The sequence below is a fragment of the Marinomonas piezotolerans genome (genome assembly GCF_003362755.1).
Classification (GTDB): domain Bacteria; phylum Pseudomonadota; class Gammaproteobacteria; order Pseudomonadales; family Marinomonadaceae; genus Marinomonas; species Marinomonas piezotolerans.
On the sequence record NZ_QKRA01000002.1, the window covers coordinates 702,366 to 721,933 of the forward strand.

Consider the following 19,568-nt stretch of genomic DNA (forward strand, 5'->3'; position numbering starts at 1 on the left):
TAACCAATCGTTCTTTTTTGGTTATGATTGGGTTCGTACTGAGCTGCCAGCAATAGGAAGACGTGTGTCGCGATTAAACTACCATCACTTATATTACTTTTGGCGAGTCGCCAGCATCGGCCATTTAACGCAAGCGGCTGAACAGTTGCATGTCTCCCAGTCCGCTCTGTCTGCACAGATTAAACAATTAGAAGGTAATATCGGTCAGTCACTGTTCGAAAGAGAAGGGCGTCGGTTGGTGCTTACTGATATTGGCAAACGTGTTCAGTTGTATGCGCAAGATATTTTCTCTACCGGTGAGGAGCTAGAGCAGTTTCTAAAAAATGGCAGCAGTAGTAGCCACCAACATTTAAACATTGGTGTGGAAATGCATTTATCGCGTAATTTCATTGAGGCTTTTATCACACCATTGCTCAGTGAGGCGAATGTGAGCTTCTCTCTTTACGCGCGCACTATGAATGATTTGATGGAAGGCCTGACCAATCATGCATTGGATATTGCCTTAACGAACCGAGCGCTGAGCAATGATGTTCATGGCGTGTTGTGGCAAAACCAGCTGGTTGCACGTCAATCGGTGGCGATTGTTGGTCCATATGGGGAACAACCTTTGCATGCATTTCCTCATGGGTATGAAGGTAAAAAGTGGATACTGCCTGCTCGTAACATGGGGATTCGTTCGGTCTTTGAATCCTTTTGCGCTACGCATCAATATCAGGCGGAAATTAAAGCAGAGGTGGATGATATGGCAATGATGCGATTGCTTGCTCGTGATAGCGGCTATTTATCCATCATGCCGCGAGTTGTGGTAAAGGATGAGATTGAATCCAAGCGGTTGCAGGTTTATCAATCATTACCCCAAGCATTTGAACATTTTTACGCCATCAGCTTGCCGCGTAAGTTCATCCCCGAAGTCCTATTGCACTTGCTACGCACAAATCAGGTCGACTAATAAAGTGCTGACCTAGAGATGCTGCGTCCTGCAATGAAAGGTAAGCGCTGTGATATTTTAGTATTAGATTTATGAGTAAACGTTGCTTCAGCGGTATCATATCTTGACTGAAAAGTCAGGGTGGAGGTAACGTCGTAACATCACCATTGGTAGGTCGAGTTTTAGATGAGTAAACAATACGATCATCTGATCCATATAAAGGATCATTCCGAAGTTGCACTGTATGAGCTTATTCCTGATGTCGTTTGGATCTTTGATCTGGACAAACATGGTTGGTGGTGGGGTAACTCTGCTGCGTTGAGCTTTTGGGGCTTAAATGAACTGGATGAGTTGATTAACAAAGACTTATCGGGCGATACCCAAGGCGCAAAAGATCGTACGGCCCAAACCTTTGAGTTGGCTGCTAAAAATGGTCTCACAATCGATCCTTGGACCACCTATCCCAACGGCAAACCCAAAACCTTGTATATGCGTCACCGTGCGGTGCTAGTGGGTCCAGATAAGCACCGAGCAATCATTGCCTTCATTAATGAAGAGGTTAACCTCGGTGACACACCAGAGAACCTGTTGTTGGTCGAAGCCATGCGCTATACCCAAGTACTGGTGACGAGTTTTACCTACGCGGGGGAGCCTGTGGTAGAAAATCCAGCCGCCACAGAAGCGTATAAGCACCTAAAGCGAGGAGGGTTTGGACCAGAACGGTCATATTTTACTGAGCGGTTTCTCGATCCCGAACAGGGAGCTCAAGTGTTGGCTCAAGCCATTGAATTACAGGGAGGGCAGTGGACCTGTGAAGTACAGACTAGCAATGGGGTGAAATCCCACACGTTGGATCTGCGCGTCACTCGACATCCACTTACAGGGGAGTTTTTGCTGCTCGTATCGGAATACGATGTATCTCCCTTGCATGCCGCGCTGAGATCGGCTCATGAGGCACAAGCTAAGTTACGTCAATTAGCCCATTATGATGCAGTGACAGGCATCCCTTCGATGAATTACTTGTTAGAAAAAGAATCTGAACTGATCGAGCGAGCCCAGCAGCCAAATGGCGCGCTGTCGATTCTGTATTTGGATTTGGATGGCTTTAAAGCGGTGAATGATAGTCAAGGTCATGAAGCGGGTAACCAAGTGTTGACGCGCATTGCTGAGCGGTTAGTGAACACGGTCAAAGATTATGGTCAGGCCGTGCGAATTGGCGGCGACGAATTTGTGATCTGGCTCGATAAATTGCCCAATTTAGAAGATGTTCATGCATTGGCTGATAAGGTGTTAACCGCCGTGTGTGAAGGGATCAATCTGCCCAATCAAACCGCCCCTATCAACTTGACCACGAGTATTGGTGTGGCTCACTACCCGCAACATGGCACGCGCCTTGAAACACTGATTCAGGCAGCAGACAGTGCCATGTATCGAGTGAAAAAATCCGGCAAGTGTGCGGTGGCAGAGAGTTAGTGTATTAGCCTTCATGAAAGGGGCGGATGGTTTCTTTATTCGGCGTTTTAGATTCGCCTAATTCAGCGATGATCATTCCTAGTATGATCGCTGCCGCCCCGACCATGCCTGCTAGTCCAAGCTGTTCGTTAAGAACTAGCCAAGCGGTTAAGCAGGCAAATAGCGGCTCTAATGTAAACACTAGCGCAACTTTGTAGTCTGGTAACAGCTGTTGGCAAGCTGATTGCGCCCAGTAAGCGTAGGCCGTCCCGAATACCCCCGCGATAACGATCGCGCTGAATACAAGCGGGGTCGTCACGAGCTCGCCAAATGTCAGGGGTGGATGGCCTTCATAGTGAAACACAGGGGTTGGTGATATATAGGCCGCACAGGCGCTGTAAATAGACACCGCGAACAATTGCACAATGGTCAAAGGGATGACGGGTAAGGTCGTCACAAATCGTCCAGTTAGTACGATATGGATAGCGAAGCAAAGTGCGCAGATTAATACTAACCCATCGCCGAAATTAAACATCAATTTATCACCGACGGTGAGTAAATACAGACCAGTCATGGCAAGCCCCACGCCTAACCAGACACTGAAACGGACGTAGGTCCGAAACAATAGAAAGCTCATAATGGGGACCAGTGGCACGTTGAGGCCAGTGATAAAACCCGCATTGGAAACGCTGGTATATTTCATCCCCGCTGTTTGCATATAGAAGCCCACACACAGCAGTAGCCCTAAAACGGCTCCTTTGGATAATAAGCTGCGCAGTGCATAGGTGCGCGGTTGTGGGGAGGGTAACGAATGACGCGTGAACCAATAGAGTGGCAGGAGTGCGCAACCCGCTAACGCAAAGCGTAACGCGTTGAAGGTATTTACGGGAATCGTCTCAATTGCCATGTCTATCAGAACAAACTCAGCGCCCCAAATAAAGCTCACTAAAATGAGTAGCTGCATCGCGACGCGATGAGATTGAATGGTCATATACCCTCTATTATCAAACGATGATGTTGAGTTCGTTACACAAATGTTCCTACCCTACGCATTTGACGGGCCATCTTCTATACCTACTAAGGGTTATGTAAGCGTGAAATTATTGTCATTATCTCGTCAGAAATATGTCGGCTGTGCTCCATTCTTATATGAAAATATGCTTTTATACCCCTTGCCATGAAAGGCTTTTTGACACAGGTGGATTTGAAAAACGGTTATGGAATTTATTTGGATTTTATTCGCATTTTTATGTGGATTAGCGGTTAAGTTAATTAATTTACCGCCGTTGATTGGTTTTTTAGCGGCTGGCTTTCTGTTGAACTTTATGCAGGTGGAACCCTCCAGCGTACTGACACATCTTTCGAATTTAGGCATCACTCTGATGCTATTTTGTATCGGCCTCAAACTGCATGTGAAAGACTTACTTAAGCGTGAGGTGTGGGCCTCTACGTTAGGGCATATGGGCGCATGGAGTATAGTGTTTGTTGGTGCGGCTTCTCTGCTCGGGATGATCGGCTTACAGTATTTTGATGTCTTGTCATTGCGCACGGCAGCGTTGATAGGATTTGCTCTGAGTTTCTCTAGCACTGTGTGTATTGTGAAGTTGCTGGAAGAAACCGGCGAAATGAAAACCCGTCATGGTCAGCTTTCGTTAGGTATCCTAGTGATGCAGGATATTGTCGCCGTTGTCTTCTTAGTGCTTGCGACAGGCAAAGTGCCTACTCTATGGGCGATATTGCTCTTCGCATTGATTCCGCTGCGTCCTTTACTTGGTCGCATTTTGGATAAATCAGGCCACGGGGAAATGTTGCCTTTAACAGGGTTGTTTTTCGCTTTGGGCGGTTATGAGCTGTTTTATCTTGTAGGCGTTAAAGGTGATTTAGGGGCATTGGTGCTGGGGATCTTGTTAGCGTCCCATACTAAAGCGGCGGAGCTGAATAAATCTCTAATGAATTTTAAAGATTTGTTCTTAATCGGCTTCTTCCTATCCATCGGATTTAGCGCTTTGCCAACTTGGCAGATGTTTGGCTTGAGTTTGGTTTTGGCCGCGTTGTTGGTGGTGAAGTTTTTATTGTTTTTTTTCTTGTTTACCAGTTTACGTCTGCGCGGGCGCACGTCATTTTTGGGCGCGTTGGCACTGTCCAACTACAGTGAATTCGGCCTCATTGTGGTGGCACTGAGCGTCCAGTCAGGTTGGATCAGTAATGATTGGTTAGTGATTCTAGCGTTGGCCGTCTCCTTCTCGTTCGTGATCACTAGCGTTTTATATCGTAAGGCACACAGTTATTTTCGTCGTTACAAAGACAAGATACGTCGCTATGAGCATGCAGTTGCACTTCCCGAAGACACCTTGTCACAGCCGAAAAATATGGAGATCCTTGTTGTCGGATTAGGTCGAGTGGGGCGCGGTGCGTACGATTCGCTGAATAACATGGTCTCCGGCGGCGTGGTAGCTGGAATGGATGCGGATCAATTTCGGATAAAGGCGATGCAAGCCGAACAACATAATGTGTTCGCTGGCGACGGTGAAGACGTTGACTTGTGGGAGCATTTAGATCTGTCCGGCGTCAAGTTGATTTTGTTGGCTCTGCCTTCTGCTGATGACAGTGTCAATGTCGTGAAGCAGCTGCGTAGTACTGGGTTTACAGGACAAGTTGCCGCGATTGCTCGCTACCAAGATGAGCGTGAGTATATGATCGGAGCGGGCATTGATAATGTCTTTAACTTCTACACTGAGGCCGGTACGGGCTTCGCGGAAGAGAGCCTCGCTTTGATGCGTTAGCGGCATCGTAAATCGTACGCTATTAGGCGTTTTGTGCTAGCCTATTGTCCTTACTGATAAGGATTATGCATGAAGCGCCTCTATCTCGGCTGGAAAAATCACGCCCAAAATGCACTCTCAGAGCGAGAGTTTATCGCTCTGTTTGCCTTAATGATGTCCCTCACCGCGCTGAGTATGGATGCGGTCTTACCGGCATTTCGAGACATCGCGAATGACTTTGCTATTTCGGATACCAAACAACTGCAATGGATGGTCTCAGCTCTAATTGGCGGGATGGTGTTCGGCGAGCTGTTGTTCGGTCCGTTGTCCGATGCGATAGGCCGCAAAAAAAGCATCTTAATTGGGGTGGGGGTATATATTGCAGGCTCCATTGTGGCAATGAACGCCGACTCGCTCAGCACGCTATTATTGGGGCGGTTTATTCAGGGGTTTGGTGTGTCGGGCCCGAAGATCGCATCCAGAGCCTTGGTTCGAGATCTGCATAAAGGCGCGTCGATGGCGCGTATTATGTCGTATGTGATGGTCATTTTTATTCTGGTGCCTATGTTGGCGCCCTCCTTCGGACAACTTATTTTGTTGGTTGGGAACTGGCGCTGGATCTTTGGGGCATTAATTCTGCAGGCCTTGATCGCTTCTTTATGGTTGATTATACGTCAACCCGAAACGCTCCTTTCTGAAGCCCGAACCCCCCTTAGATTTGGGCAGTTGAAGCGCGATGCGCTAAGCATCTTGGCGCGTAAAGAAGTGCTTTGTTACGCCGCTATGGCGGGGCTGACGTTTGGTGGCCTAATGCTGTATTTGGGGCTGTCTCAGTCCATTTTTCAAGATCTCTATCATGTTGGCGATGCGTTTCCGCTCTATTTTGCTCTGATGGCTTGTGGCGCTGGGGCCGCATCTTTTACGAATGGTCGTATTGTGGTTCGCTTGGGGATGCAGCGTTTAGTGAATTTTGCGCTTCGATTAAAGTGCTGTGTGGCGTTATGTTTGCTCGTCGTGTCTTTGGCAAGTGACGGCATCCCGCCTATGTGGTTATTTCTGAGTCTTGGTACGGTGATTTTTTTCAGCATGGGGTTGTTGTTTGGTAACGTCAATGCCATGGCGATGGAGCCATTGGGCAAGACGGCAGGTTTGGGGGCGTCGCTAGTGTCCTCTATATCCAGTTTGATTGCCGTCGTTATGTCAGTCGTAGTGGGCGCATTTTATGATTTCTCCGTCACTGTGTTGGCGCTTGGTTTTGTGATGTTTGCGTCCGCCGCCTTATTTTTATTGCATCAGGCAAATCGCATTAAAGCGGCTAAGCAAGAGACGTAAAACTCACGCTAAAAATAGTTTTTGGACGGTATTACGGTCGTCCACGTTGTGACTCTGTGACCCCTTCATTTTAAGAATTTGTGGAGTGTTATGAAATCCAATAGAGCCCTTGCTGGGCAACTCTTTTCGATGACTTGGCCAATGCTGTTTGGCATTTTATCGTTGATGAGCTTTCAATTGGTGGACAGTGCGTTTATCGGGCAGTTAGGCGTATTGCCGTTGGCAGCACAAGGGTTTACGGCGCCCATTCAGTTGCTTTTTATAGGCTTACAGGTTGGTCTTGGGATTGCAACGACGGCACTGATCTCACAAGCATTAGGTGCAGGGAAAGCTCAGTTTGCAAAGCAATTGGGCGGTTTGGTGATCATATTGGGCGCTGTTGGGATCTTCGCGTTCTCAGTCTTTGTGTGGTGGGGCCGTAGCGGTTTATTAGCGATGCTCAGCGCTCCCGAATCTGTGACTCCGATTATTGATGAATATTGGGGGTGGTGGTTATTCAGTACGTGGCTCGGAGCCATGAATTATTTTATGTACAGTATTTGTCGATCCCATGGCAATACGTTGTTGCCAGGCATCATGATGGTGGTGACCAGTCTGCTGAATATAGGGTTGGATCCGTTGTTTATCTTTGTATTCGATCTTGGCATCGTTGGTGCGGCCATTGCTACGATTGTGTCGTTTGGAATTGGCTTGTCGGTTATGTCGCCAAAGGTATTCAAAAATCATTGGATAAGTTTTGATTTTGGCGACATATCGCTACGCAAAACGCTGGCAAAAATAGGTCATATTATGGGGCCTGCAATGATGAGTCAGTTACTACCGCCAATTTCCTCGGTATTGGCAACAAAACTGTTGGCCGGCTTTGGGACGGCGGCGGTTGCTGCGTGGGCAGTCAGTTCACGCTTTGAGTTTTTTGCAATCGTGACGGTTTTGTCGCTGACCATGACGCTACCACCAATGGTCGGGCGTTTGTTTGGCGCTGGAAACGTTGTAGAAATCCGCCAGTTGATTCGAATCGCAGTTATGTATGTGTTGTTATTTCAAGCGCTGGTAGCACTGTTGGTATGGTGTTTTGCTGAGGGTATTGCGGGCCTGATGTCGAGTGATGTGCAGGTCACAGAGATAGTAACGTGGCATCTGCTTTGGGTCCCGATTTCGTTGGGGCCATTGGGAGTGTGTATGATCATGGTGTCAGTCGCGAATGCGTTGGGGCAGTCCTATCGAGCACTCTGGATTTCAGCGTTACGCTTGTTTGCCTTCTTCTTGCCAGGGCTTTGGATTGGTGGGGAGCTAGGAGGGCTGTCGGGGTTGTTTATTGGCGCGGCCATCGCTAACGTAATGGCGGGTGTTACGGCTTGGCAGATGTATCAACGTCTACTAAAGAGCGCCTGCAACCATGCTGCACAGGCGACCTCTTAAGTTGATTCTATAGACTTTCAATGTTGTCTAAGCACCATTGTGCTCTGTTTAAAATGGCGTCGCGTTGTTGTGCATCTTGGCGATCCCAGTTGCCATAGATAACACTAATACGCGGATTTTTCAGCAGACGCTCTCGGTGTTTGTTCATAAAGCGCCAATACAAGCTATTGAGCGGGCAAGAACTTTCGCCGACCTTTTCTTTAACGTCGTAATGGCAGGAAGAGCAATAATCACTCATCTTTTGGATGTAGCTGCCGCTTGCAGCATAGGGCTTCGAAGCGATCCATCCGCCATCGGCAAATTGGCTCATACTGCGCGTATTGGGCAATTCTACCCACTCTAAAGCATCCACATAGATACCCAAATACCACTCGTCTACTTGGCTTGGCTCAATCTCACTCAAAAGGCAAAAGTTGCCAGTGACCATTAAGCGTTGTATGTGATGGGCGTAAGCAAACTCCAATGATTGTCCAATGGCTTGTGATAAGCAGTTCATCTTTGTGTCACCGCTCCAGAAATAAGAGGGTAAGTCACGTTTCGCATCCAGCTTATTTTGAGTGTGGTAATCTGGCATATTGATCCAATACATGCCACGCACATACTCGCGCCAACCTAATATTTGGCGCACAAACCCTTCCACTTGTGCGATATCTATCTCTTTTTTCCGATACTGGTAAGTCAAAATAGCCGCTTTAATAACGTGTTTTGGGCTGATCATTTTGGTGTTTAGCGCAAACGACAATCGGGAATGATAGAGTGTCCATTTCTGTGGCGTTTGATCTGTCATGGCATCCTGATAGCGCCCAAAGTTTGGCAGTAGATGGTCACAAAAAAACTGCAATAAATGGAGAGCGTCATGGCGGGTTACAGGCCAAAGTATTGCGTTGTCTGCTTTGCCTAGATATTGGATGTTATGACGTTTTATGCGTTCTTGAATGTGGCTCACATCATTATTGAACAGTAGTGGCTCAGGAATGTGGGCCATGTCTTTGGGTTTCAGTTTGTTCCGGTTGGCGCTATCAAAGTTCCACTTACCGGCGACGGGCGTATTTTCATCCTCCATTAGTATATTGAAGCGCTTACGCATCTTGCGATAGAAGTGCTCCATTCGGTTACTCATTTTGGGTTTGAAGTGCTTCGGTATCTCTTCAAACGGTAACATAAAGTGCTCGGTATCATGGATTGAAACCGATTGTTTTGCTTGCTCTGCAACCGATTTGTATTGCATCAATACGCGATACTCATCTGGTCGTTGTAGCTCAATTTTTTTAACCTTTAATGTGTGAGCCGTATCAATAATCAAGGATTCGAGGGTTTCATCAACCGTATCGTCTAAGGTTAGGTAGCGCACGTGATGGCCTGCATCCGTCAGTGCTTGAGCGAATTTTTCCATGGCGAGGAAAAAGGCGCAGAGCTTTTGATTGTGATGTGTCACATATGTTGCTTCTGGGTGCAGCTCAGCGATGAGGTACATCACCCCCGCATCAGGTTTACGCAGCCATTTGTGACTGGCGTTGAGTTGATCTCCAAGGATGACACGCAGTGTGTGAAATTGACTCATGTCTGAGACTCCTGAACGATATACGATGCTCCAGTTTTCGGCGTTGCAAAGTAGTGGTGGCCGATATGGCAAGGATACAAGGCTTCCTCCCCTTATGGTTGTGTTCTCAATGAGAGCCGTAAATTGGCAGACCATTAAAATAAAAAACACACCAGCATAGCGAGCATGACGACGTTAAAACACCCCAATAAAGTGTAAAGCTTGTGGATGGTCCACCAAGTCCATATTTTAGCGGCCTATATAACCAACGCCTAGCGCGGAAGAATGGGCCAATCCGCCGCATCAACAGAATCTAAACGATCATCAAATGTATGTCCGCCCCACTTTTCTATAAAACGACTCTCGGGATCGTATAGTTGTGCCTGTTTTTCAAGATTAAAGTGGCGACCACCACGGGGATCAGCTCCAACGCCAGCGATATATTGCCAATTGCCCCAGTTAGATCCGACATCGTAATCTATTAATTGTTGTTCAAAATAAGCGGCACCATAACGCCAATCCACTCCCAGTTCATGTATCAGGCAGCTGGCTGCAATTTGACGGCCACGGTTGCTCAGATACCCTGTTTCGTTAAGTTGTTTCATACAGGCATTCACCAAGGGGTAAGGTGTATTGCCCTGACTCCATTTGCGAAAGCGCTCGGCATAAAAGCTTCCTTTAGAGGGCCTATTAAAAGGGCCTCCGGCACTAAATAAGTGTTTACCATGCAGGCGAGCATACCAATGAAAATACTCACGCCATAACAACTCAAAGAAAATCCAGTAGGTTGACTCATTGGCCCCATGATCACGTTCGTAGACGTCTAGACAGGCCTTGATCTGCCGCGCAGATAAGCTACCTTGGGCTAGCCAAGGTGAGAATTTGGTAGAGTTTTCCCAACCATCTAGGGCATTTCGAGTGGCTTTGTAGTGAGATGCCAGGTCGGTAGCGAAATAGTCACTGAGGTGGCTCAGGGCGGAAAACTCGCCTCCCGTGAACGATGCGTGTTCTACTCGGGGGCGAAGAGGCCAAGGTTGAATCGCTTGCATGTCGATGGCGGGTGCAGGTGGCAGCTCATCTATTTCTGGCAAAGGGGACTCTATTGATAGTTCTTCAACTAAGCGGCGAAATTTCGAAAACGAACTTGGCAGCTCTGACAACGAAAAAGGTAGCTGAGACTCGTCAAATAGGGAGAGCCCTGCTTCCAAATGAAAATGTACATCAGGATAACGCTTAGCCAACGTGGTAAGCGTTTGTTGCTCATCAAAGCCAGGGTGACGGTTGCGATAGACGTGGGAAATAGGCAGTTCATCAAACAGCAAAGTTAAGCCTATGACGGCTTCGTGAGGAGAAACATAAAGAGTTTGTCCCAAACTGTTCAGTTCACGAGCCAATTCATCCAGACCATCGTTTAAAAATTGCTTGCGACGATTTGACATGCCTTGTGTGGCGTAGCGGCTTGGTCGGTGTTGATGTGGCTGATCACAAAAAATACATACGAGCTGGTCAACTTCTTGGGCAGCGCGCCAGAGTAGTTTTTGGTCGGAACAGCGTAAATCATCACCGAACCAGATCAATCCCATTTTCATACTTCTTCTCCAATTGGCGTATCTTACTTATACGTAGTGCAATGCTAACTAGATTTATAGGCTATCTATGGCCTTTTAGTTGAAAATGCAGTTGAGAATTAATATCATTAATGGCGCTTGTATACTATGGAGCATAGTGATGGATACTACGGTAAATCAAATTCAGGAGTTCCTCCTAATCGGAGGGCCTGTTGTGTGGATATTAATGGGTTTCTCAGTGATCGCATTGACGATTGTGCTGGTGAAATTTTGGCAGTTAACTGCGCTGCGTGCTGAAAGCCGCACAGCCATTGAATTGGCTTTGGAGTCTTGGCGCAATCAAGATGCCGACGGTGCGATTGCTATGCTATCAAATAAGCGCCCAGTTGAAAGTATTGTTGCGTACAGCATGTCGGCGCTGAGCAGTGTTAGTCAAGATGTCAGCACCATTCGAGAAGAAGCCGAGCGACGAGCTCTTAATACGCTGCATGATTTGCGATCTAACTTACGTCCGCTAGAAGTTATTGCATCCTTGAGCCCCTTGCTTGGCTTATTGGGTACGGTCTTGGGGATGATTACTGCATTTCAAAATATGGAAAGTGCGGGTAGTCAAGTCGACCCGTCAGTGTTGTCTGGGGGTATCTGGCAAGCATTGTTAACCACTGCGGTTGGTATTGGCGTGGCGATTCCTGTGGTGGCATTGCATGCATGGTTGGAGCGTAAAGTAGAGCGTGTTGCGCACCTGATGAATGATGCCGTGACACAGGTATTCACATCCCAAGAAGGGAAGCGACTCGCCGCAGCGACTTCGCGAGAGGTGTTGCATGCCGCTTAAGCTCGAACAGCCGCGACGCAGGCAGCTGATCAGCTTAACACCACTGATCGATGTGGTGTTTATACTGTTACTTTTTTTTATGTTGAGCTCTAGTTTCGTAGCGTGGCGAACCGTTGATACCCCTTTAGCCGCGCCATCATCGACGCCAGTCGAAGCGAGTAGTGAGCAGCCCCATGCCGTATTCGAGCTTCGAAGTAACGATGGTTTTGTTTGGTTCGAAGACCAGCGTATCTCGCTAGAGAATAGTCGCCGAATACGAGAACTTGTTAGCCAGCACCTGGACGATTTGTTCGTATTGAAGGCGCATGATGACGTAGAGCTGCAAACGTTAATGAGGTTAGCGGACCAGCTCAAACTTCAGGGCGCAGACACTATCTCCATCGCAAACGCGTTCCGTGAATCTAAGCCATGAATATCAATCAAAAATTCATCACACAACGTGATCGTCATGGAGATGGCAGCGTTATTCCGTTGATCAACGTGGTGTTCTTGATGCTGATATTTTTTATGGTTGCGGGGCAAATTCAACGCTCCGATCCCATCACCATAGATCCGCCGACGTCGATCAATGAAAAACGCCCAAACTTAGACCCAGATGTACTGATCATTGTTGGGCTAGGTAATGAGGTTTACGTTAACGACCAGCCTGTCGCTATGGACGAGGTTGAATCGATGCTGAGTCGATTGTTTGACGAAAGCTCGAAGCCCGATCAATTTTGGGTGCAAATTAAGGCAGATGGACATTTAAATATCGCAAGCTTGCGACCGTTATTTTCGGCGATCCGCCGAAGTGGATTGACCAAAGTAAGCGTTGCGACGCAGTTAGGGCAAGAATAGCAATGATGGCAAAGCACTGGATTATCGCTGGGTGTGTCGCTGTTTCTTTGCACACAGGTGCTTTTTACACAGTTTTCTATCATCAAAAAGAAGGCAGCGTCGACGCTGGCGCGCAAGGCGTTGAGTTCGATTTAGGTATGCTTGGTGATATGGGGGCGGAGTCCGAAACCGTCGTCGCTCAGTCCGAGGTTGATCCAGAACCTGCGATTGCACCAGAGACTATTGTCGAACCAGAACCAGAACCAGAACCAGAACCAGAACCAGAACCAGAACCAGAACCAGAACCAGAACCAGAACCAGAACCAGAACCAGAACCAGAACCAGAACCAGAACCAGAACCAGAACCAGAACCAGAACCAGAACCAGAACCAGAACCAGAACCGCAGCTCGAAAAGGTTAAGCAAAACAGTGTTATCGTTGCGCCTAAGCCTAAGCTTAAGCCTGAACCCAAACCTGAACCAAGACCTGAAGCAAAACCAAAGCTCGAACCGGAACTTGAGCCAGCCCGAAACCTCGAACCAAAACCTGACTCGGAGGCTCCAAAGCAAGCAGCAGAAGTAGTCGTGGATTCGCAGGCGAATGCGGAGGAAACGGTGGTGAAACACAAGGCAACCACAGGCCAAGGAAATACATCAGCGAGTGGTGGGAAAGCGGGTGCTGAGGCGACTTACTATACAAAACTTGCCGCAAAATTGGCCAGCAAAAAGCGTTATCCGAACGCATCGCGACGGCGTCATGAAGAAGGTGTTGTGACGATTTCGTTTTATGCGCACCCAAATGGCGATGCAAGTCAGCTCAAAATTGTAGAAAGCTCGGGCGCGCGACGATTGGATCAAGCTGCACTAGACATGGTAAGGCAAGCACAGCCTCTGCCTGCATTTGAGTTGGAAATGGGCGCAGAGCCGCTAAGCATTACATTGCCCGTCTCTTTTCAGCTTCGCTAGATAGGGTCTATATTGTCGGAGGTAGCAAGAGCCATACTCGGCCAAAGTGTTTAAGTTGTCCGGCATGGAAATGTGCTTCTTCCCCGATTCCTTGATACCAATCGATGTGGCCAGGTCCTTTGATCGCGCCACCTTTGTCCTGCGCGAGCAATAAGCGGAATTCATGTCCTTGTAGTTGGCCTTGTTCGTCCAAGAGAGGCACTTCCCCCAATAAAATGCTGCCTAAAGGAATGACGCTTGGATCGACCGCGACCGAATACAATGGTGTGAGTGGTACATTGGCAGCGCCTACGGGATCGGTCAGCCCTTCACTGAAAAACAAGTAGCTAGGGTTGGTTGAAAGCACTTCGCGCATTTGATCTGGGTTGGCGCTGAGCCATTCTCGAATAGATTGCGCTGAGATGTGCTCTCGATCTATTTCGCCCCGCTCTATAAGCTCTTTGCCTAAGCTCCGGTATGGGTGTCCATTGACGCCACCCCATGACAAAAGTCGTCTTTCGCCGTTCTCAAATTCGACTAACCCTGAGCCCTGCACATGCAAAAAAAAGTTATCAACTAAGCTATTGGTATAGGCGAGTTCTAATCCTTGTCCTTCTAAAGCCCCGTCAAAATCGATTTCCTCACGGCTCGGAAGAGGTTGACCTGGCTGGGTCGTGGGTTTGCGGTAAAGAGGAAAGCGGTAGTGATCATCTGGATGATGTCGAACCTGCATAATCGGCACATAGTAGCCAGTGATTTGCACGTTACCACGTTGATCTTGGCCCGCTAATTGATAGGCGCGCAGCTCTGGCCAATCGCTAGGGTCACTTAACCACATTTGTAGCTCGCTCGCAGTGGCACGTAAATCATTGCGACTTAGTTGGAGATTCCCGAGTGTATATTGCTGCTCAGGGATGCGATCTAGGTAGCGTATTTGCTGCGCTAATCCGTCACGAAAACTCTGGTCTGGGATTGGAAAACCAGGTGGTAAACGTTCACTCAGGTAAAGACTGTCACGCTTTAAGGCTGTTTCATCTCGGCCGTTATTAGGGAAATCATTAGAGGGGTCGATTTCGCGTTGGCTACAAGCAGATAGGATCAGTAGCGGTATCAGTAGGGCGGTTCGTCTGTTAATCATGATCAAAATAAGCGCATTCAGAATGTACACGGTAAGAGTGGGAAGGTGAGTTAAAAGTTCACTTTAGGCTGTGTAAAAGCGGAACCTCTAGGCAATTAAGCACTCATAAGCTTGACGTAATAGGATGAAATCATCGGTCTTGCCACCTCGATCCGGGTGCGCTGCATGGGCGAGTTTTCGGTACTGGCGTTTAATGCTCTCTTTGTCATCAAGAAAGCTTTCGTCAAGGTCGAGCACTTTTAAAGCGTCTTTACGTTGGTCGTTAGTCATCGTACCTTGATAAAAGCTATTGAGTAGTCGTTCAACTTCCGCTGTATCGGTTTTGATGTACTCGTCCCAGTTGAGGTAGTATGCCGCAAGTTTGGCATCAACGCTGTCAGCAAGAGTGGTAGAGTCACTTTGTTGGACTTGGTCTGCATGCAAAATTTTAATGTGAGTCGCGGAAATGGCTAATGACAGGTGTTCTTCTTGCCATAAACTGCTTTGTAGCTGATACAGTGCGTTCATGATTAAGAAGTGTTGCCGAAATAGCAGTAAGTTGGGATCTTCCGCTAACTGATTTAGCGCTGTAACTTTAGTCTGTAAGGATTTGAGTAGAGTGAATTCAGAGAGGCCTTCTGGGTGCTCACGCAGAAGTGCGAGGATATTGGGAATTAGCGGGTTTCTCATTATTCGACTCCATGCTTTGTTGCAAGTGTAGGGGAAGGGGCTGTATTGGTCAAAGACCGTCAAATCAAGATGAAGCGAGGCGTGACATGATATATGTGCTGTTAATCGTGATAGTAGCAGCGTTGTTCTTCGGTCCTCAGATATGGGTAAAGCGTATTTTAAAGCGCTATCAAGCTCCCCGACCTGACTTGCCTGGCACAGGTGGAGAATTCGCGCGTCATTTAATTAAGCGTTATGAGTTAGATGATGTGACGGTAGAAGAGGCACCAGAAGGTAAAGATCATTATGATATTTTGGCAAAAAAAGTCCGTTTGAGTCCTTATGTTCTGAATGAGCAATCTTTGACTGCAGTGGCGGTCGCGGCCCATGAAGTCGGACATGCGATTGCTCATCATCGGCAAGAAACCGTCGCGCGTCTGCGAACGCGCTATCTGCCATTGGCCATCATGATGCAGCGTTTGGCGGTGATCATGCTGTTTGCATGGCCGATTCTGAGTGCGGTATTGCGTTTACCCTATACCCCGATTTTACATGCCGTGGTGATTGGTACATTAGGGATATTAACCGTGTTTATTCAGCTAGCCATTCTTCCCGAAGAGTGGGACGCAAGCTTTAATAAAGCATTGCCGATTTTAAAGAAGGGGCGCTACCTAGCGAAGCAAGACCTTCCTAAAGTGCGCAAAATTTTGATCGCGTGTGCGATGACCTATGTGGCATCCGCGTTGATGAACATATTGCTGTTTTGGCGAGTGCCTAGACGTTAGTCTCGATGGCGTCGTTAAGTATTTAATGGCGGTCAGCGCAATGAAAAAAAGGCTCCCGAAGGAGCCAAATAAACGAGGCAAAGTGCGAGGTGATTAGCGCTGCTTCGTTTCGAACTCAGGATGAATCCACACGGGAACGTTCTCTTCAGGCAATAGAGAGTGGCCGAGAATCATATCGGCGGCTCGTTCTGCGACCATGATAGTTGGAGCATTCAAATTGCCATTCGTGATGGTAGGGAAGATGGAAGAATCGACGACTCTTATGTTCTCTAAACCCCGTACGCGACATTCTGTATCCAAGACTGCCATATCATCATCGTCTGAACCCATTTTGCAGGTACATGAAGGGTGATAAGCACTTTCGACGTTGTCTTTTACCCAGCGATCAATTTCTTCGTCCGTTTGTACACTTGCACCCGGTTGGATTTCTTCTCCTCGGAACTCGTCAAGAGCGGGTTGCTGAAGCAGCTCCCGAGTTAGGCGGATCGTGTCGCGCCAGTCTTGTTTGTCCTGTTCAGTGCTAATGTAGTTAAACTGAATGCGAGGATTGGCTGCCGGATCAGAAGATTCGATCCACACTTTGCCACGACTCTCTGGTTTGTTTGGTCCTACGTGTACTTGATAACCATGGCCTTTTACCGCCGCTTTGCCATCGTAGCGCATGGCCGCTGGCAAGAAGTGGTATTGAATGTTTGGCGACTTAAGGCCTGCACGTGAACGAATAAAACCACATGATTCAAAGTGGTTTGTTGCACCAAGACCATCTTTAAACAGAATCCAGCGGGTGCCGATCAAGCCTTTGCTGACCAAGTCTAATTTGCTGTTAAGCGTGACAGGCTGCTTACACTGATATTGAAAGTACACTTCCAAGTGGTCTTGCAGATTTTCCCCTACGCCGGGCAGCTCATGAACAAGGGGAACTTGAGCACCATCTAAAACGGCTTTTGGTCCAACACCTGAGCGCTGCAGTAACGTGGGCGAGCCAATTGAACCGGCACTTAGAATGACCTCTTTACTTGCAATCGCTGTCATAGCGGTGCCGTTAAGCAAATAGCTTAGACCTGTTGCAACCTTATTCTGGAAGAGAACTTTGTCGCAAAGCACGTTTGTTTTTACCGTTAAATTTGCACGCTTCATTGCTCTTCGTAAATACGCATTGGAGGTGGAAGCGCGGACGCCGTTCTTAACGGTCATATGCATCGGGCCGAAGCCTTCTTGGCGGTAGCCGTTGTAATCGTCAGTTTTACCGTAGCCAGCTTGCTCACCTGCCTCTATGAAGGCTTGGTAGAGAGGGTTCAGACGCATGTCATTACCATTGTTAGTGCCTACAGGACCATCACCACCACGATAATTGTCTTCGCCACCCACCCAGGTTTCAGCGCGTTTGAAATACGGTAGTACGGATTGGTAGTTCCAGCCCGTTGCACCGTTTTCTTCCCACTCATCAAAGTCACAAGCGTGGCCTCGTACGTAAACCATGCCATTGATGGAAGAGGAGCCACCAAGCACTTTGCCGCGAGGACAATGCAGCTCGCGATCATCAAGGCCTTTTTCTTTATCCGTGTGAAATTGCCATGCTAAGTGCTCGGTATTCATTGGGTAAGATAGAGCGGTAGGCATCTGGATAAAAATACTGCGATCTGATCCGCCCATTTCCAAAAGTAGTACTTTGTGCTGACCGCTTTCTGTGAGTCGGTCAGCGAGCACACAGCCTGCAGAGCCTGCCCCAACGATAATGTAATCGTATTTTTCAGTCGTCATACCAATCACTCTCCTATCAGTAAGGGCTTGGAATGTCTGTCATGGACACAAGAACGCTTTTGACTTGTGTGTAAGCTCGCAGCGTTTCTAGGCCGTTTTCGCGACCGACGCCTGACTCTTTGTAGCCACCAACGGGCATTTCAGCAGGAGATGCGCCCCAAGTGTTGATCCAGCATATGCCAGCTTCGAGTTGTTTGATAACGCGATGTGCTCGGCTAATGTCTTTTGTGAAAACACCTGCTGCAAGGCCATATTTCGTGTTGTTAGCGCGGCTAATGGCCTCGTCTTCGTCTTTAAAAGACAGCACTGACATGACGGGACCAAAAATCTCATCACGTACCTGTGGCATCTCGTCTGTGCAGTTAATGAATACCGTTGGCGTTACGAATGCACCGTTTTCACATCCGTTATCGGTATAGCGCTCACCACCGCATAGCAACGTCGCGCCAGCCGCTTTAGCCGCCTCCACGTAACTTAGAACTTTTTCCATATGACCTTGGTGAATCAACGAGCCCACTTGCGTTTCAATGTTCATCGGGTCGCCGATGATCATGGCTTCAGTGCGTGTTTTTAGCTCTTTCGTAAACGCTTCTAACATGTCTTCATGTACAAAAACGCGTGTACCGTTTGTGCACACTTCACCTTGTGTATAAAAGTTGGCGAGCATAGCGCCGGATACGGCTTGGTCTACTGGCATATCAGGGAAGATGATCAAAGGAGATTTTCCACCCAACTCCATCGTTACATCTTTTAATGAGGAGGCTGAGGCTGCCATTACTTTCTTACCAGTGCCGACTTCTCCCGTGAAGGAGACTTTATCAATGTCCGGGTGGTTAGTGATCAATTGTCCCGTGCGTGCATCACCTTGAATCACGTTAAATACGCCATCAGGTAGACCCGCTTCGGTGAAGATCTCGGCTAATTTGTAGGCCGTAAGAGGGGTTTCTTCTGAAGGCTTAAAGATCATTGCGTTGCCTGCGGCAAGCGCTGGTCCAGATTTCCAACATGCAATTTGAATGGGGTAGTTCCAAGCGCCGATACCTGCGCAAATGCCAAGTGGTTCGCGGCGAGTGTAGTAGAAGCTATCGCTATCTAGGTCTTGGAAATCCCCTTGAATTTTATCTGCTAGGCCGGCGTAGTATTCGATGACATCTGCACCTGTTTGTACATCAACAACCAATGCTTCTTGTAGCGGTTTACCCGTATCTTGAACTTCGAGCTTGGCGATGGCGTCATTGTGCTGGCGCAAAAGATCGGCGGCACGTTTGAGGATTCGACCACGTTCGACACCGCTCATAGCTGCCCATTGACGCTGACCTTCTTTCGCTGACTGGATAGCTTTTTGCAGCTCTTGTTCGCCAGCGAGCTCTATTGTCGCAAGCACTTCACCCGTTGCTGGGTTTAATGTATCGAAGGTCTCACCTGTCGTCGATGCAACGTAGCGGCCGTGAATATATTGCTGCTGATGTGCCATGTTTCACCTCTCAAAGTTGATCATCTGTTAGATTTTGAACGACTTCATTCAAAGGATATTTTTATTAAATGAGCGTTTAATAAAAAAGCATTGTACAGAATTTGAGTGGTTTTGACATCCTATTGATTAAATTTGAGTAAAATTTAGGGGGGAGTAATAAGAAATG

General features: G+C 47.8%; 17 protein-coding genes. 10 read left to right on the forward strand and 7 right to left on the reverse strand.

Annotated elements, in window-relative coordinates:
- The first annotated feature begins 64 nt into the window (after positions 1–64).
- Both DN730_RS07265 and DN730_RS07270 read left to right on the forward strand, forming a co-directional pair.
- Entirely contained in the window at positions 65–949 is an 885-nt protein-coding gene (locus DN730_RS07265) for a LysR family transcriptional regulator (RefSeq protein ID WP_115467434.1), read from the forward strand.
- Positions 950–1,114: 165 nt separating this feature from the next.
- Entirely contained in the window at positions 1,115–2,401 is a 1,287-nt protein-coding gene (locus tag DN730_RS07270) for a GGDEF domain-containing protein (protein ID WP_115467435.1), read from the forward strand.
- Between the two features lie 4 nt (positions 2,402–2,405).
- Here DN730_RS07270 and DN730_RS07275 read toward each other — a convergent pair whose 3' ends face one another.
- A complete protein-coding gene (locus tag DN730_RS07275; RefSeq protein WP_115467436.1) occupies positions 2,406–3,371 on the reverse strand; it encodes a DMT family transporter in 966 nt (321 codons plus the stop codon).
- Positions 3,372–3,597: 226 nt separating this feature from the next.
- Here DN730_RS07275 and DN730_RS07280 point away from each other — a divergent pair, with 226 nt between their 5' ends.
- From DN730_RS07280 to DN730_RS07290, 3 genes are all read left to right on the forward strand, one after another.
- Positions 3,598–5,163 (forward strand): cation:proton antiporter family protein, encoded by a 1,566-nt coding sequence (locus DN730_RS07280; RefSeq protein ID WP_115467437.1) that lies wholly within the window; start codon positions 3,598–3,600, stop codon positions 5,161–5,163.
- A 69-nt stretch (positions 5,164–5,232) separates the two neighbouring features.
- Positions 5,233–6,474 (forward strand): multidrug effflux MFS transporter, encoded by a 1,242-nt coding sequence (locus DN730_RS07285; RefSeq protein WP_115467438.1) that lies wholly within the window; start codon positions 5,233–5,235, stop codon positions 6,472–6,474.
- Between the two features lie 90 nt (positions 6,475–6,564).
- Positions 6,565–7,893, forward strand: coding sequence for an MATE family efflux transporter (locus tag DN730_RS07290; protein ID WP_115467439.1), 1,329 nt, complete (start codon positions 6,565–6,567; stop codon positions 7,891–7,893).
- 7 nt (positions 7,894–7,900) lie between these two features.
- Here the strand turns inward: DN730_RS07290 and DN730_RS07295 are convergent, their stop codons facing one another.
- The gene (locus DN730_RS07295) at positions 7,901–9,454 is read right to left on the reverse strand and encodes a cryptochrome/photolyase family protein (RefSeq protein WP_115467440.1); all 1,554 of its coding nucleotides are present in this window, start codon (positions 9,452–9,454) and stop codon (positions 7,901–7,903) included.
- A 251-nt stretch (positions 9,455–9,705) separates the two neighbouring features.
- Entirely contained in the window at positions 9,706–11,022 is a 1,317-nt protein-coding gene (locus tag DN730_RS07300; RefSeq protein ID WP_115467441.1) for a DASH family cryptochrome, read from the reverse strand.
- A gap of 139 nt (positions 11,023–11,161) precedes the next feature.
- Between DN730_RS07300 and DN730_RS07305 the strand changes: the two genes are divergently transcribed.
- Genes DN730_RS07305 through DN730_RS07320 form a run of 4 tightly spaced genes read left to right on the forward strand, consistent with a single transcriptional unit; the run spans position 11,162 to position 13,617 of the window.
- Entirely contained in the window at positions 11,162–11,836 is a 675-nt protein-coding gene (locus tag DN730_RS07305; RefSeq protein WP_115467442.1) for a MotA/TolQ/ExbB proton channel family protein, read from the forward strand.
- On the forward strand, positions 11,826–12,248 hold the full coding sequence (locus tag DN730_RS07310; protein ID WP_115467443.1) for an ExbD/TolR family protein: 423 nt from the start codon (positions 11,826–11,828) through the stop codon (positions 12,246–12,248). The genes DN730_RS07305 and DN730_RS07310 overlap by 11 nt, the downstream gene beginning before the upstream one ends.
- On the forward strand, positions 12,245–12,673 hold the full coding sequence (locus DN730_RS07315) for an ExbD/TolR family protein (protein ID WP_115467444.1): 429 nt from the start codon (positions 12,245–12,247) through the stop codon (positions 12,671–12,673). Before DN730_RS07310 ends, DN730_RS07315 begins: the two co-directional genes overlap by 4 nt.
- A gap of 2 nt (positions 12,674–12,675) precedes the next feature.
- The gene (locus tag DN730_RS07320; protein WP_115467445.1) at positions 12,676–13,617 is read left to right on the forward strand and encodes an energy transducer TonB; all 942 of its coding nucleotides are present in this window, start codon (positions 12,676–12,678) and stop codon (positions 13,615–13,617) included.
- A 7-nt stretch (positions 13,618–13,624) separates the two neighbouring features.
- Here DN730_RS07320 and mltA read toward each other — a convergent pair whose 3' ends face one another.
- Together mltA and DN730_RS07330 are read right to left on the reverse strand one after the other, a co-directional pair.
- Positions 13,625–14,734 (reverse strand): murein transglycosylase A, encoded by a 1,110-nt coding sequence (gene mltA, locus DN730_RS07325; RefSeq protein WP_115467508.1) that lies wholly within the window; start codon positions 14,732–14,734, stop codon positions 13,625–13,627.
- Positions 14,735–14,821: 87 nt separating this feature from the next.
- The gene (locus tag DN730_RS07330) at positions 14,822–15,403 is read right to left on the reverse strand and encodes a DNA-J related domain-containing protein (protein ID WP_115467446.1); all 582 of its coding nucleotides are present in this window, start codon (positions 15,401–15,403) and stop codon (positions 14,822–14,824) included.
- Between the two features lie 86 nt (positions 15,404–15,489).
- Here DN730_RS07330 and DN730_RS07335 point away from each other — a divergent pair, with 86 nt between their 5' ends.
- Positions 15,490–16,167, forward strand: a complete 678-nt coding sequence (locus tag DN730_RS07335) for a zinc metallopeptidase (protein ID WP_115467447.1) — start codon at positions 15,490–15,492, stop codon at positions 16,165–16,167.
- Positions 16,168–16,260: 93 nt separating this feature from the next.
- Here the strand turns inward: DN730_RS07335 and betA are convergent, their stop codons facing one another.
- Both betA and betB read right to left on the reverse strand, forming a co-directional pair.
- A complete protein-coding gene (betA, locus tag DN730_RS07340; protein ID WP_115467448.1) occupies positions 16,261–17,928 on the reverse strand; it encodes a choline dehydrogenase in 1,668 nt (555 codons plus the stop codon).
- A gap of 16 nt (positions 17,929–17,944) precedes the next feature.
- Positions 17,945–19,402 carry a betaine-aldehyde dehydrogenase gene (gene betB, locus DN730_RS07345; RefSeq protein ID WP_115467449.1) on the reverse strand — a complete coding sequence of 486 codons (1,458 nt, stop codon included), beginning with the start codon at positions 19,400–19,402 and terminating at the stop codon, positions 17,945–17,947.
- Positions 19,403–19,568 lie beyond the last annotated feature (166 nt).